The following is a 14,735-nucleotide window of genomic DNA, read 5'->3' on the forward strand; positions in this document are numbered from 1 at the left end:
CACCTATTGAGAGATATATAGAACATTTGTTCTTATTTTTATTTTACCAAACATTTGTTCGTATGGCAAGCTATTCCGTAATACCGTACACTATATACATATTGGATTGAAGGGGAAGGGCTTCTATGATCGTAATTTCTGGGTTAACCCGCAAGATTCCCGAAGGGAAAACGATATTAGATCACGTAAATACACGACTAGAGCCCGGCACTTTCATTGCTGTTGTAGGCTCGAGCGGAAGTGGAAAGTCTGCTTTATTGAAGGCATTAGCTTTAAAGGAAGTATGGTCTTCTGGTGAGTATAGAGTTGATGGCAAGGATTTAATGGAAGCTGGATTTTTCGCCAAAATGCGATACCGCAGGCAAATTGCCTACCTCGAGCAGAAACCGTTGTTATTTGAAAAAAAATCTGCGCTTAAAAATGTTCTCATTGGAGCAGCAGAACAGACCCCTATATGGCGCAGGCTAACGGGCATGGTTCGCAGTGATGATCATATGGGTGCAATGGACATGCTTGAGCATGTAGGCTTGATGGAGAGGGCTCAGCAGCCTGTTGAGAAGATGAGTGGGGGCGAACGCCAGAGGATCGCAATCGCTCGTTCATTAGTGCATGGTGCACGGTTGGTGCTTGCCGATGAGCCTGTATCCGGACTTGACCCTCATTCTGCTGAAGAAATGATGAGAACACTCAAGAAGCTATGTCATGAGAAAGAAACAACGATTGTTGCTGCTTTGCATCGTGTGGAGCTTGCAGAGAAATTTGCAGATGAAATATGGGGCATGCAGGATGGTCGGCTTATTGTCAATATTAAAGGAAGAAGACTAACTGCTGCCGAGAAGCTGAGATTAACTTAGCTTTTGGGTAGGGTTAAGGCTTCTGGGACTTGAGTAAAGCCGCCTTAGGCTTTCTTATGGCGCTAACCGAGCTTCCTGGTGAAGATTCAAAGATGTTAAATGAATTTTGTATTGGGGCGTTCAAGGTAGCCATTGTTATTCCATGGCTACCTTGAACGCTATTTCTGTTTCCGAACTTTGTTTCTGTTGCAGCTACTGTTACTGCTGCTAGTGTTCTGTTATTGTGATGCTACTGTGTCGGTTGGTCGGTTGTTCCTTCTGAAGGAGCTTCATTCGCCAACTCGTTCAGCGAAGTGATTTTACCATGAGGCTGCTGGTTCTGCTTTCGACTTTTCCATGTGCTTTCCCTGCGGCGCTTAGACGGGGGCATAACATCCCACCTTTCGATTTTATATGGTTTTACTTGAATTATCGTGGCGTTAGATTAGCGTCCTTATTCACGTATTTCAATATATGAAGCACACGAGCTTGGAGAACGGGCTGATAAACGGCAAACTCCAATTTCTATCACTGTCTGACGATGTTGGCAGGTTGAGGCGCTCTTTGATTTCCGACAATTAGTCCGATGACAGCGGTCTACAGCGAACCGATCCTCGATTTTTCACCAAATAGTCCGTTCACAGCGGTCTACAGCGTACCGCCCCTCGGTTTTCAACCAATTAGTCCGTTGACAGCGGTCTACAGCGCCCCGCCCCTCGGTTTTCAACCAATTAGTCCGTTGATAGCGGTCTACAGTGCACCGATCCTCGGATTTCCACCAATTAGTCCGTTCACAGCGGTCTACAGCGCCCCGCCCCTCGGTTTTCAACCAATTAGTCCGTTGACAGCGGTCTACAGCGAACCGATCCTCGGATTTCCACCAATTAGTCCGTTCACAGCGGTCTACAGCGAACCGATCCTCGATTTTCCACCAAATAGTCCGTTCACAGCGGTCTACAGCGCCCCGCCCCTCGGTTTTCAACCAATAGTCCGTTGACAGCGGTCTACAGCGAACCGCCCCTCGGTTTTCAACCAATTAGTCCGTTTACAGCGGTCTACAGCGAACCGATACTCGATTTTCCACCAATTAGTCCGTTGACAGCGGTCTACAGGGCACCGATCCTCGGATTTCCACCAATTAGTCCTTTGACAGCGGTCTACAGCTTACTGATCCTCGGATTTCCACCAATTAGTCCGTTGACAGCGGTCTACAGCGAACCGATCCTCGGATTTCAACCAATTAGTCCGTTTACAGCGGTCTACAGCGAACCGATCCTCGATTTTCCAGCAAATAGTCCGTTCACAGCGGTCTACAGCGCACCGATCCTCGGATTTCAACCAATTAGTCCGTTTACAGCGGTCTACAGCGAACCGATCCTCGATTTTCCAGCAAATAGTCCGTTGACAGCGGTCTACAGCGAACCGCCCCTCGGTTTTCAACCAATTAGTCCGTTGACAGCGGTCTACAGTGCACCGATCCTCGGATTTCCACCAATTAGTCCGTTCACAGCGGTCTACAGGAGCACCGCTCCTCGTTTTTTCACCAAAAAGTCTGCTGACAGCGGCTTAAAAGAAAGGACGGATTTGTAAGAGAAGAATGAAAATTTTCGAGTACGCGGCTATGAAAGGACGAATTTGCGACAGATGTTCGAAATTTGAGTGACGCTAATGTGGCATAAATTACCTTTTTATTGCAATGAGAACATATGTTTGCTATCATGAAAAAAGGCACTTTAACCACTTGGAGGCCGATGATGATTACTAGAGAACCGTCTTACTATGGAGATGAAACTTGCTCGTCCTATGTTATTGCGGGGGATTTTATTTTTTTGGCGCATCACAGTGAAGGGCATGAGAAAGATGATATTGAACACCAGTTGGTAGCTAGTTTTAATAACCTAAGGGATTCCCTCTATTCTGCTGGAGCCTCGTTGGAGCATCTCGTTCAGATTAATTTGTACCTAAACGACATCAAATATTTTGGAGCGGCAAGGGACATCTTTAATCATTTTTTCCAGAAAGACGGTTTTCCAGCAAGAATGACTACGACCACTGAATTCGTTAATCCAACCTGTTTGTGCATGCTAGACGGAATCGCATATAAGAAATAAGTCTGATTAGATTTACTATAAATTCGTTGAGTCTGGTGCAATGGTTTGTATGAGCAATCATACAATAGGAAGAGGGGGGCGATAACAGGTGAACAGGGCACAGCTTCTGGGATAGGGTAAAAGAAGAGCAATTGCTGGGCTTTTTGCATTTTTTGCCGATTTTTCATATCAACGGAAGGATTCCTATAAATTATCGCGAAATAATTAATGTTTATATATTGCCAATTTTCTGATTTATCCTCCACTTGAGTGCGAAAGGGGATTACAGAACGACATGGTCATGCTGCCTAAGGTCAATGAGTTGGGTTTTTTCGAAATTCGTCTGGAGTCCATCGGAGGGCTAGGTGCCAATCTGGCCGGTAAAATGTTGGCGGAAGCAGGTGTCATGGGAGTAGGGTTAAATGGAGTCAGTTTTAGCTCCTATGGCTCTGAGAAGAAAGGATCGGCTGTTAAAGCGCATATTCGATTTTGCGACATTAATACGCGAATTCGAGATACTTCTCCGGTCGAAAGACCACATGTCATCGGTATTTTCCATGAAAATCTGTCTAAGACGATCAACGTAATTTCGGGTATGTACGAGGACAGCATCGTACTAGTCAACTCCAAGAAATCACCCCAGCAGTTGAAAGATCAGCTTAAGTTGAAAGGCGGCATCATTGCAGTTGTGGATGCTACTGGCATCTCAATGGATGAAAACAATCGGGTAAATATGGCAATGCTTGGCGGGTTGTTTAGGTTATGTGAGTTTCTAGATGCGGAGTTCATGAAGAGTGTAATACGCAAGTCACTTGAGAAAAAGTACCCAGCAGCCGTTCAGCCGGCATTAAATACATTTCAGCGTGGCTATGACGAGGTGCAGTTCCAAGCCTTTCAGTTAGATGAAGGTGACGTCATGCCGGATTTTTTACGAATGGATACGCCAGTGCTTGGTTATGAGACACAGCCATTAGGCGGAATCATTACGAACCCAGGTAATAGTATTCTGAAAGATTTAAGTATTTCGAGGGCAGGGATGATGCCACATTTCGCAGATGACAAATGCATACACTGCGCAGCGTGTGACAATGTGTGTCCTGATTTTTGTTTTGTTTGGGAAGAGCAGGCTGATAAGAAAGGCCGTCCTCAGATGTTTCTACAGGGTATTGATTATCAATATTGCAAAGGCTGTCTGAAATGTGTCCAAGCTTGTCCCACAGATGCGCTCTCAAGCGAGCTTGAGCAGGAGCATTACGCTGAGGAGCATCGTGTACCGCATAAATTTTCTTTAGCTATTTCATAGATAAAACGTCAAGACGTTATTCAGCGAGAAACCGATAGGAAAGGTGGATTCTAACATGTCGATTGATATTCGCAAGGAAATGGGCCTGCCAGGCACCGTGGAGCAACGAATCGTCTATGAATCAGGCAACGAGATGGCTGCTTATGCCGCACACCAGATTAACTATCATGTGATGGGGTATTTTCCTATCTCTCCTTCTACGGAAGTAGCACAGTTTCTCGATCTTATGAAAGCGAACGGGCAGCACGATATTGTTTTAATCCCTGCAGATGGAGAGCATGGCTCTGCGGGTGTTTGTTATGGGGCTTCAACTGCTGGAGGACGCGTGTTTAATGCCACTTCTGCAAACGGTTACTTGTACATGTTGGAACAGATGCCTGTCCAATCAGGAACACGTTTTCCAATGGTCATGAATCTTGTATGTCGGTCCGTATCGGGCCCACTTGATATTCATGGGGATCATTCGGATTTGTACTTTGCCTTAAATACAGGATGGCCTATTGTGCTTTGCCGCGATCCTCAAGCAGTTTATGATATGAACATTATTGCACTGAAGCTGGCAGAAGATCCGGAAGTTCGCTTACCCGTTTTAGTTGCCTCAGACGGCTATTTTACTAGTCATCAGAAAAGGCGAGTCAACACTTTTGCACATCGTGAGGACGTGCAGAAGTTCGTCGGCGAGCATCCTCCTGAAGGATTTAAGCATGTGTTGGATCGCAACAATCCTATTACCGTCGGACCTTATATGAACGAGCCTGATTATATTAATAACTGCTACCAGCAAAGTCAGGCTATGTATCGTGCGGAAGGCGTTTTTGACCGAATTCAAAAGGAATATGCTGAGCTGACGGGTAGAGAATATCCGATTCTTGAGCTCTACAAAATGGAAGACGCTGAGGTAGCTGTATTTTTGCTCAATTCTTCTGCGGAAATTATTAAGGATGTAGTGGATCAGCTTCGTGCCAAGGGAGTTAAGGCGGGATCGATTTCACCGAATATCATTCGTCCGTTCCCTGCGAAGGCGATTACGGAAGCGCTTAGGAATGTGAAGGCAGTGACCGTAGGAGACCGTTCCGACTCGTACGGCGGTCATGGCGGCAATATGGTCATAGAAGTGCGTGCAGCTCTTCAGCAGTTCGGAAACTCTACCACGAAGGTCATCAGCCGGATTTATGGTCTCGGTGGAAAAGATTTTTATGCTGAAGATGGTTTAGCTATGTTTGAATTTGCAATTGATGCGATGGAGAAGGGCTTCGTACAGAAGCCTTATGATTATCATGGCATTACGGCAGGGGATCCCTCCAAAGCACCTCAAAGAGTGCTAGAGCCGATGAAATATGAGGATTTGAAAACAGGCCTCATAACAGTTACCCAGGATGAAGCAACAGGCAAAATCAATGTTCGAGTACCTCCACTTCGTTCGCTAACGAAGAAGCCTAAACGAATTGCACCTGGGCATGGCGCTTGTCCGGGTTGTGGAATATTCTCGGGTCTGGAGCTATTTTTCAAAGGAATTGAAGGAGATATCGTGGCCTTATTCCACACTGGCTGTGCAATGGTCGTCACGACAGGATATCCTTACTCTGCCCACAAGGCAACCTACATTCATAACCTGTTCCAAAATGGTGCAGCGACGATGTCAGGGGTTGTGGAGATGTTTCATGAGCGCAAGCGCCGGGGTGAGTTGGATCAATATGGTTTGAAGGACGATTTCACATTCGTCATGATTACGGGTGACGGTGGGATGGATATTGGGATGGGGCCAGCTATTGGGGCTGCTCTGCGTAATCATCGTATGATCATTCTTGAGTATGACAACGAAGGGTATATGAATACGGGAGCGCAGCTTTCTTATTCCACGCCTATGGGTCATCGGACTTCGACGTCAAACGTGGGCAAGCATCAGGGTGGTAAAGTATTTCATCATAAAGATACGGCACAAATTATGGCGGCGACGAATATACCCTACGTATTCACAGGTAGCGAGGCAAGCCCGGTCGATCTTGTGAAGAAAGGTGCTAAAGCCCAGTGGTATGCGCAAAATGTGGGAATGGTGTACGGTAAAATTCTAATTACCTGTCCGCTGAATTGGCTGTCCGAAGATAAGGATGGAGCCGATATCATCGATCAGGCTGTGAATACGTGCTTCTTTCCGCTATATGAAGTAGAGAAAGGAATCACAACGATTACCTATAACCCCGAGGAGAAAGGGAAGAGGGTGCCAGTTGGCGATTGGCTGAAAATGATGGGAAAGACGAAGCATCTTTCCAAGCCGGAATATGCGGAAACGCTTAGGGAGTTTGAGAACGAGATTGAGCGCCGTTGGAATATGCTTAAAGCTAAGCACGAAAATCCCTATTTATAGGAATGGGGGCGTTGTAACAATGCCTTACGTAATGACACATTCTCCCTCAGGGACTTTGCTCGCTTGCATTCAACGGAATAGCTACAAGCTTGCGTACTATGGTCTCCTAATTTGGGAGCATCCTCCGTCGCTTGTGCAGATGTCCGAGGCTTTGGCTGAGGCAGCTATTGAGCAGGGTGATCCTGCGGGCAGTCTAGAAAGCTGGTCTTCGAGAGAGCTTTCCGAGCATGAAATAAAGATGGCTAATGTGAAGCTGCGCAATGATCCTTCGCGAGTCGTAGCGTTTCGCGATGGCGTGCTGTCTGTTGAGTCATCTGTACAATCGGAATGATATTATTCCCCCCCTGGAATGTTACGCTCCAGGGGGTTTGTCATTTGTGAGGAAACTATTGGCGTGGCGGCGAATTGTCGCAATAGCGAAAGCAGGGCTGGCTGGATTCACTATAAGTTCCGCCGGAGCGCAAAAGGTACCAATAGAGAACGCACGGTTCACTGACGTCCCCGCCGGAGCGTAAAACGTGCCAATAGAGTACGCACGGTTCACTAACGTCCCCTCTAGAACGGAAAACGTGCCAATAGAGAATGCACAGTTCACTAACGTCCCTGCCGGAGCACAAAAGGTATCAATAGAGAACGTACGGTTCACTAACGTCCCCTCCGGAGCGCAAAAGGTACCAATAGAGAACGCAGGGTTCACTAACGTCCCCGCCGGAGCGCAAAAGGTACCAATAGAGAACGCACGGTTCACTAACGTCCCCGCCGGATCGCAAAATGAGCTGATAGAGAACGCAGGGTTCACTAACGTCCCCGCCGGAGCGCAAAAGGTACCAATAGAGAACGCACGGTTCACTAACGTCCCCGCCGGATCGCAAAATGAGCTGATAGAGAACGCAGGGTTCACTAACGTCCCCGCCGGATCGCAAAATGAGCTGATAGAGAACGCAGGGTTCACTAACGTCCCCGCCGGAGCGCAAAATGAGCTGATAGAGAACGCACGGTTCACTAACGTCCCCGCCGGAGCGCAAAAAGTACCGATAGAGAACGCAGGATTCACTAACGGTCCCGCTGGAGCGCAAAAAGTACCGATAGAGAACGCAGGGTTCACTAACGGCTGCGCCGGCGGGCAAAACGAGCTGATAGAGAACGCAGGATTCACTATGGGCACGGTGCGGTAGGTTACCTTAGGTACGCGTTAGTGCGGCGCGGGGTTTGCGCGCTGGAGGAATTGGTAGTGGATCGGGCGTATTGAGGGTTTGAAGTATTTGAAGTATTTGAAGTATTTGAAGTATTTGAAGTATTTGAAGGGTATGGAGGGTATGGAGGGTATGGAGGGTATGGAGGGTATGGAGGGTATGGAGGGTATGGAGGGTATGGAGGGTATGGAGGGTATGGAGGGTATGGAGGGTATGGAGGGTATGGAGGGTATGGAGGGTATGGAGGGTATGGAGGGTATGGAGGGTATGGAGGGTATAGAGGGTATGGAGGGTATGGAGAGTATGGAGGGTATAGAGAGTATAGAGGGTATAGAGAGTATAGAGGGTATAGAGGGTATAGAGGGTATAGAGGGTATAGAGGGTATAGAGGGTATAGAGGGTATAGAGGGTATAGAGGGTATAGAGGGTATAGAGGGTATAGAGGGTATAGAGGGTATAGAGGGTATAGAGGGTATAGAGAGTATAGAGAGTATAGAGAGTATAGAGGGTATTGAGGTATGGAAGGTAAAAGGAGAGTAATGGAGAGTATAGAGAGTATAGAGGGGTATCTAGGGTAGCGTGCGTTCGCTGTTGACCGCCCCGCCGCCCCAACCTACACAGAATCAGTGTAAACGAGCTCTTTAAATAGCTGATAAGGAAGAAAAGATTGTTTGTACAGTGAACTTGCGAAGGTAACAATCAATTGTTGCTCGGGAACAATGAAAATATATTGGCCACCGAAGCCCATGGCGAAGTAGGTTGTGGGAATAACCGGTTTCCCTGACTGATTACTTAGTATCCACCAATGGTAACCGTAGGAGCCGACGTCATCATAGGTGTGGAATCGTGGGGCGACGCTTTTATCAATCCAATCCTCTGGAACGATTGGTACGTCAGCTATGCGACCTTTGCTCAGCATCAGTTGACCGAGCTTCATCAGATCAGCGGCTTTAAGTGATAAGCTAAACCCACCAATGGTAATTCCATTAGCGTCGGCGTGCCACAGATATTCCTGTATCCCCAGCGGCTTAAACAAGAACTGTTCCGCGTATTGAGCTGTTGTCATCCCAGTAACCTTTTGTAAGATGGCGCTAAGCAGTTGAGAGCACCCTGAATTGTAGATCATACGTGTACCGGGCTCGTCCTTCATAGGGCGCGAAAGCACAAAGCTTACCCAATCCGGACTGTCAATCATAGGCCTCGGCATGCCGTCCCATTCTCCCCATTCCGGCCAATCCCAGCCTGTCGTCATCGTCAATAGATGCTCAATAGTGAGATTAGATCCTGCAGCACCAACATCCAGCTGGGGAAAGAAATCAGATAGAGGAGTATGGACTCCCTCAAGCTGCTTGCGATCAATCGCAATTCCGATCAGAAGTGAGAGTATGCTTTTCGTTATGGAGTTAATCTTGTGGAGCTTGTGTGCGGAGTCGGGCTTCCGTTCATGCCTAAAGAGAGACTGATTGCCGATGGAAACCTCGCAATAGTCGATTTTGGTGCTAGTTACCTGCTGGGCGAAATGATCCATGTTAGCAATTAATCTATGGTGAATTGAATTCATATGCTGGGTATGCTCCAAGTCGTATAAGGATGAAATTAAGTATCAGGGAAAAGAGAAGCTTCCTTGCGACCATTCACAGTCAGCAGCTCCGTAACCTTCTGCATTCGCAAGCATTCATGGGGCTTGAGATCACGTTGAAAATAACCGTACATGTACGCTGCTTCTGTAAAAACAAGGCTTGGATAACAGACGACCTGTTGATGAGAGTAAGGATTATCGATTAAAATTTGCCACTCTCCGTCTCTTAGTGATGGCGATATTGCACTTAATGCTTCATTTTTGGCCACGAAAATAATGTTGAACTGTTCCCAAATGGTGTTCCAGGAAGGGCTGAATTGCTCAGGAGTGGGAAAGAGGGCCGACGCTCGGTCAAGCTTTAAGCGGTAAAGCTGCTTATCCTCATCAGAATAGCTTTTTAATCCGCCACGAAAATCTTCAATAAAGGTGTAAAAAGCAAAATAACCTGCCGTTTCCATAGCCAATCTAAATGTTTGCTCTGATTCCTGCTGAGTGAGTTGCATATAATAGTGGAAGGTCAACTCAGACATACCTGACAGCTCCTCAATAGAGATATTATGGAAACAATCTTTGAATATTATACCGTATGGTGTGGCATTGCGCCTGGCTTTTTATGATATAATGGAAAACAATGCGCATGTCGGTGGATCGCTTTATGGGAGGGAAACACAAAAGATGAGTCGGCGTTTTGTCATTGAGGCTGTAATGATTGCCATCTACGGGCAACTGCTTCTGCCGAAACGTCCTGTAGAATACAGGATACCGTATACTTCGGTAATGGAGCTCTATGATATGAAGGATAGTCCTGATCCAGTTATGCCGGAATCAGAAGATGATGCCTATGTTAAAGGGAAAATCGGAGAAATGATTAGTTACTTCGAGGATCCGTTTAATAAGAAGAAAATAGAGCGTGCTCTTATGGCACCTTGGCGTGAAAGCCCGCCACTCCCTATTAACGATAGGGTTACATTCGTAATCGTTAACGCTTCTGAAAATATGCAGTATGGGGAATTGTTTGATCCCATTGAAACAGAAGTCATTCTGATGTCGCTTCGTTTGGAATGTCCGATATTAACCGATCAGATTGAATTTCAGGACAAAGCGGTACAGAATGCCATTCCAGTGCAATTGTTTGATATCGACGACTTTGAATTCGCTGTTGAAGAGGATACCGAATCGACGGGAGAACAGACTGAATAAAGAAGCTGCCGAGAATCTCGGCAGCTTTTGCGTCAATCGGAGGGGATGTTTTTGGTAAAATCATTTGCCCGGTGGATGGCAAAAAGACTGCATAAGCAGCAAAAGATAGAGCAAGCTCTTCGTTGGTATGATAAATGGGGAATCAATCAAATGACCCTAGACGAACAGGTCGAATATGCTGCGCTACTTTACGAAAATGGTAAATCTGAACAGGCAGTAGATGTGCTATCTGCTACTCTTAAGAGAGAAGCACACCCACATGCGTATGAACGACGTGCTCATATTTACAATGAGATGGGACTAGACGAGCAAGCAATCGCTGATTTGAACGAAGCTATAAAGCTGGATTCGAAGCCTTATATTTATTGGTATACAAGGGCGATTTCTCATCACGATCGAGGTGAGTATGACGAGGCAGTTCGAGATTTCAAGGAAGCTTTGAATAGAAGAGAAAATTCTAAAGCATCGACTCATTATGAGCTAGGTAACGTATATGTGAAGCTTGGCAGCTATGCTGAGGCAGAAGCAAGCTATCGACAAGCCATTTCTGAACCATCTAAAGCTATTCCACATTACTACTATCGGCTAGCCCATGTCTTAGAAAAGCTGGATAGAGTGGAAGAGGCCCAAGCTGCATTGGCGGAAGGAATTGCTCTACAGGATAAATGGCACCAGCTTAAAAATCAGGGTGCGGAGCAGCTTAAGGAAAGAACGAATTATTCTCATGCAGCCGTAGCAAGCTTTATTAAGGGCGTGCAAGAGGAGTTTGGCTTCCGGTTATTTGAATCTAGACTATTAGAAGCTAGGGGCGAGCTTAACGCGGCCTTAGCTTCCATAGATATAGCGATTGAGAATTACCCAAGCGCAGCTGAGCTGCAGCTTCGCAAAGGTGGTCTGCTCAGACAGCTCGACCGCTTTGAGGAAGCTGTGGATGTTCTTACACAATTAAAAGACAACAATCCACTCTGGCTTCCAGCCTACATGGAGCTAAGTGCGACATTCCGATCGAAGGGGATGTACTCGGAAGTCATCCAGGTGCTTGAGGCCGCTAAAGAACATTTTCCAGGGCACACTGTTGTTCGTTATTGGTTAGCAGACGCTTACAGGGAAGCGGGCAAAACGGGTGAAGCGCAGACAGAGAGCGATGCATTGACGGCTATGGAGCCAGATGATCCGTTAAATTGGAAGCAAAGGGCAGAATTCGCTATCGATGACGATCGTTATGACGATGCGGATGAAGCGTATACGAAAGCGTTGCAGCTTGAAGAAACAGCTGATTATTACATGCGTAGAAGCTTCTCCCGTTACATGTCCGACCGCTACGAGGAAGCGATGATGGATATTCAGTCAGCCGTAAAGCTGGATGAGAGCATCATGAAGGAAAGCAAGACGGCGTACGCTCTAGGAGAGCTGTATGTGGGTATGGGAAATTGGGAGCTTGCAGATATCGAATATTCACGAGCTTTGGGAATGGAACCGGATAATTCACAGCTTTATGATCGACGGGCGCGTTGCCGGTTTGCGGCCGATCGCTTGGTAGATGCGTTAGAGGATTGTAACAAAGGCTTGCAGCTTAACCCTAGTAATACACGTCTTACTTGGCTGAGGGGACTTATCCACTATAGGCTGGATGATCATGAGGCGGCTCTTACCGACTCACTCGCATATTCTTTGCTATTACCAGATGATTCTCAAGGGCATTTCAATCTGGGGCTCATCTACAATCAATTAGATCGACACGATGATGCTATTGCTTCTTTTACTAAAGTAATTAGTTTGAGTCCTTTTGAAGCGCAGGCTTATTTGGAAAGAGCATCCTTGTGGTATCACCACTCCTTCGATCGCGTGCGTGCATCAGATGATCTTGCGCAATGGCTGTTATATGCAGGCGGGGAAAAGACCGAGGGGGATCGATTCGCTCTGTTAAACGATGTCCGTGGCTTTGATGATGAGATGCGTGAGCGGGCTAAGGAGCAATTCTTGCTTGTTTATGGAAGCAGCCGTTACTTGTCCTAGCGAGTTTCGTGCATGGCGGATTTATCGAAAACAACGACTTTTCAACTATAAATCAAACATAAAGGTGGAAGCTCAAATGAGATATAGAACATTAGGTAAAACAGATTTGCGTGTCTCTGTTGTTGGTATCGGAACCTGGCAGTTCGGCGGGGAATGGGGCAGAACCTATGAGCAGGAAGAGGTCAATGCTATTCTAGGTCGGGGAAAAGAGTTAGGTATTAACCTCATTGATACTGCGGAATGCTACGGCGATCACTTGTCGGAGTCTCTAATAGGTGAATCCATCCGTGGGAGTCGTGAGGATTGGATCGTGGCTACTAAGTTCGGTCATCATTTTCACCGTAATTTCGAACGCACGGATGTATATGAAGCTAAGGATGTTGTTAGTCAGCTAGAGCTTAGCTTGAAGGCTCTAAAGACAGATTATATTGATTTATATCAGTTCCATTCGGGTCCGGATGTCGCCTTTGATAAAGATGAATTGTGGAATATTCTTAATAAGCAAGTAGAGGCTGGGAAAATCCGTCATTTGGGTATATCCATTGGCTCTAACTTGAACATCCACCAAACCTCGCAGGCTTCGAAGGTAAATGCAGGTGCTATTCAAGTCGTGTACAATCGATTGGATCGCAATCCGGAAAAGGAAGTTTTTCCTTCCTGCATAGAACAGAACTTGGGCGTATTGGCACGTGTTCCTCTTGCAAGCGGATTGCTTAGCGGTAAGTATAAGCCAGGAGCAAAGTTTGCTGCTGATGACGTGAGATCAAGAAGAGATGCAGCTGTACTGGATAAACATATGCAAGAGGTGGAAGCCATTAAACGCGATGAAGTTCCTGAAGGAACGGATATGGCAGCTTGGGCGCTCGCTTGGTGCATAAATAATCCTGCTGTGACATCCGTTATTCCAGGCTGTAAGGACCCTGCGCAGGTTGAAGCGAATGCGGCAGCGATTGAGCTTGTAGAAGCCGGTCATCCGCAGGACGTCTAGGTTTTCGATAGGGATATTTCTGGCAAGCTTCTAAGTGAGGAGATTTTCCGCATGAATGAAAAGGTAGTGCCTGTATACGTAATAACTGGATTTCTCGGAAGCGGGAAATCAACGCTATTAAACCGAATTTTAACCGATGCAAAGGCTAAGGGGTTAAAGCCCGCTATAGTTATGAACGAAGTCGGTGACGTAAACGTGGAAGGCCAGCTGATTGAAAAAGATATACCGATGTCCGAAGTACTCGGAGGCTGTATTTGCTGTACGAGCCGGGGCGATCTTGGACTGGAGCTCGTACAGCTGGCGCAGGAGCACGAGCCTGATGTCATCTGGATTGAGTCAACAGGCATAGCACAGCCCTTAGAAATTATGGAGGGTGTCACGGAAGCGTCACTGTATGCCAAGCTTGAGCTTAGGAATGTCATTACTGTTGTAGATGCTCGCCATTTACTGGACAGGCTTCGCATAGGTACGGGCAAGACGTTAAAGTTGATGAAGGAGCAGATCCGCGTAGCGAGCTTCATCATCCTTAATAAAACGGATTTGGTCCAAGAGCAAGATCTCCTTGAGCTACAAGAAGCGATTAAGGATTTGAATGCCTACGCAAGATTAGCCTTAACAACGAATGCCGAGCTTGACCCTGATCTTCTCTATGCTGATATCGAGCACAATAGGAGTTTTGAGCAAGAAGCTAGTGAGCATAAGGATGATGAGCATTGCACGCATGAGAATTGTAGCCATGAGCACGAGCACGAACATCACGACCACAACCATGAGCACGAGCACAGCTATCATAATCACAGCCACGCCCACAAGCATGGCACTCTTCACGATCATGTGAATGTTGTGACCTATTATTTCAAAGGTAAAGTGGACAGTGTAGTGTTCGAAGCTTTTCTGAAGCAGCTGCCCCAAGAAATCTATCGCGCTAAAGGCATCGTAGCTTTTCAAGATACGGCAAGCTTATTTTTATTTCAGTACGCTTACCGGGAAATTGATTTTTTGAGAATTACACCTCAGAAATCAGTAAATAATGTGGCTGTTTTCATTGGTGAAGGCTTTTCCCAAGCTGATTTATTAAATCAGCTCGAGCAATTGGATATAACTAACTAGTATCAATTAAACGATAAAGCACCTAGCGAATGACCAATACAACGGTATTTGCGCAGGT

Annotated in this window: 15 protein-coding genes; 12 read left to right on the forward strand and 3 right to left on the reverse strand. The window is 46.4% G+C overall.

Features of this window, described 5'->3' with window-relative positions; all coding sequences use genetic code 11:
- The first annotated feature begins 125 nt into the window (after positions 1-125).
- Positions 126-854 carry a phosphonate ABC transporter ATP-binding protein gene (locus KCTCHS21_RS15220; protein ID WP_130609814.1) on the forward strand — a complete coding sequence of 243 codons (729 nt, stop codon included), beginning with the start codon at positions 126-128 and terminating at the stop codon, positions 852-854.
- A gap of 229 nt (positions 855-1,083) precedes the next feature.
- Here KCTCHS21_RS15220 and KCTCHS21_RS31385 read toward each other — a convergent pair whose 3' ends face one another.
- On the reverse strand, positions 1,084-1,224 hold the full coding sequence (locus KCTCHS21_RS31385; protein WP_170211430.1) for a DUF6254 family protein: 141 nt from the start codon (positions 1,222-1,224) through the stop codon (positions 1,084-1,086).
- Positions 1,225-1,979: 755 nt separating this feature from the next.
- On the opposite strand from KCTCHS21_RS31385, the gene KCTCHS21_RS31150 reads away from it, so the two are divergent.
- The 7 genes from KCTCHS21_RS31150 to KCTCHS21_RS15255 all read left to right on the forward strand — a co-directional run bounded on the left by KCTCHS21_RS31150 (position 1,980) and on the right by KCTCHS21_RS15255 (position 8,324).
- Complete coding sequence (locus tag KCTCHS21_RS31150; RefSeq protein ID WP_130609818.1) at positions 1,980-2,423, forward strand: hypothetical protein; 444 nt, start codon at positions 1,980-1,982, stop codon at positions 2,421-2,423.
- A gap of 161 nt (positions 2,424-2,584) precedes the next feature.
- Entirely contained in the window at positions 2,585-2,944 is a 360-nt protein-coding gene (locus KCTCHS21_RS15230) for a RidA family protein (protein ID WP_197726468.1), read from the forward strand.
- 274 nt (positions 2,945-3,218) lie between these two features.
- Complete coding sequence (locus KCTCHS21_RS15235; protein ID WP_130609821.1) at positions 3,219-4,226, forward strand: 2-oxoacid:acceptor oxidoreductase family protein; 1,008 nt, start codon at positions 3,219-3,221, stop codon at positions 4,224-4,226.
- 55 nt (positions 4,227-4,281) lie between these two features.
- The gene (locus KCTCHS21_RS15240; protein ID WP_130609824.1) at positions 4,282-6,591 is read left to right on the forward strand and encodes a thiamine pyrophosphate-dependent enzyme; all 2,310 of its coding nucleotides are present in this window, start codon (positions 4,282-4,284) and stop codon (positions 6,589-6,591) included.
- 19 nt (positions 6,592-6,610) lie between these two features.
- On the forward strand, positions 6,611-6,922 hold the full coding sequence (locus tag KCTCHS21_RS15245) for a hypothetical protein (RefSeq protein WP_130609827.1): 312 nt from the start codon (positions 6,611-6,613) through the stop codon (positions 6,920-6,922).
- A gap of 187 nt (positions 6,923-7,109) precedes the next feature.
- Positions 7,110-7,766: a hypothetical protein gene (locus KCTCHS21_RS15250; RefSeq protein WP_130609830.1), complete on the forward strand. Its 657-nt coding sequence runs from the start codon at positions 7,110-7,112 to the stop codon at positions 7,764-7,766.
- 78 nt (positions 7,767-7,844) lie between these two features.
- Entirely contained in the window at positions 7,845-8,324 is a 480-nt protein-coding gene (locus tag KCTCHS21_RS15255) for a hypothetical protein (protein WP_130609833.1), read from the forward strand.
- Between the two features lie 73 nt (positions 8,325-8,397).
- On the opposite strand, the gene KCTCHS21_RS15260 is transcribed toward KCTCHS21_RS15255, so the two are convergent.
- Positions 8,398-9,345 carry a serine hydrolase domain-containing protein gene (locus KCTCHS21_RS15260; protein WP_130609837.1) on the reverse strand — a complete coding sequence of 316 codons (948 nt, stop codon included), beginning with the start codon at positions 9,343-9,345 and terminating at the stop codon, positions 8,398-8,400.
- A gap of 35 nt (positions 9,346-9,380) precedes the next feature.
- Complete coding sequence (locus KCTCHS21_RS15265; protein ID WP_130609840.1) at positions 9,381-9,893, reverse strand: hypothetical protein; 513 nt, start codon at positions 9,891-9,893, stop codon at positions 9,381-9,383.
- A 145-nt stretch (positions 9,894-10,038) separates the two neighbouring features.
- On the opposite strand from KCTCHS21_RS15265, the gene KCTCHS21_RS15270 reads away from it, so the two are divergent.
- The 4 genes from KCTCHS21_RS15270 to KCTCHS21_RS15285 all read left to right on the forward strand — a co-directional run bounded on the left by KCTCHS21_RS15270 (position 10,039) and on the right by KCTCHS21_RS15285 (position 14,677).
- The gene (locus KCTCHS21_RS15270; RefSeq protein ID WP_130609843.1) at positions 10,039-10,563 is read left to right on the forward strand and encodes an ADP-heptose synthase; all 525 of its coding nucleotides are present in this window, start codon (positions 10,039-10,041) and stop codon (positions 10,561-10,563) included.
- A gap of 75 nt (positions 10,564-10,638) precedes the next feature.
- Entirely contained in the window at positions 10,639-12,579 is a 1,941-nt protein-coding gene (locus tag KCTCHS21_RS15275; RefSeq protein ID WP_162309334.1) for a tetratricopeptide repeat protein, read from the forward strand.
- Between the two features lie 76 nt (positions 12,580-12,655).
- Entirely contained in the window at positions 12,656-13,567 is a 912-nt protein-coding gene (locus KCTCHS21_RS15280) for an aldo/keto reductase (RefSeq protein ID WP_130609849.1), read from the forward strand.
- Positions 13,568-13,618: 51 nt separating this feature from the next.
- Positions 13,619-14,677, forward strand: coding sequence for a CobW family GTP-binding protein (locus KCTCHS21_RS15285; protein ID WP_130609852.1), 1,059 nt, complete (start codon positions 13,619-13,621; stop codon positions 14,675-14,677).
- The last annotated feature ends 58 nt before the right edge of the window (positions 14,678-14,735 follow it).

The sequence above is a fragment of the Cohnella abietis genome (assembly GCF_004295585.1).
GTDB classification, from domain to species: Bacteria; Bacillota; Bacilli; order Paenibacillales; family Paenibacillaceae; genus Cohnella; species Cohnella abietis.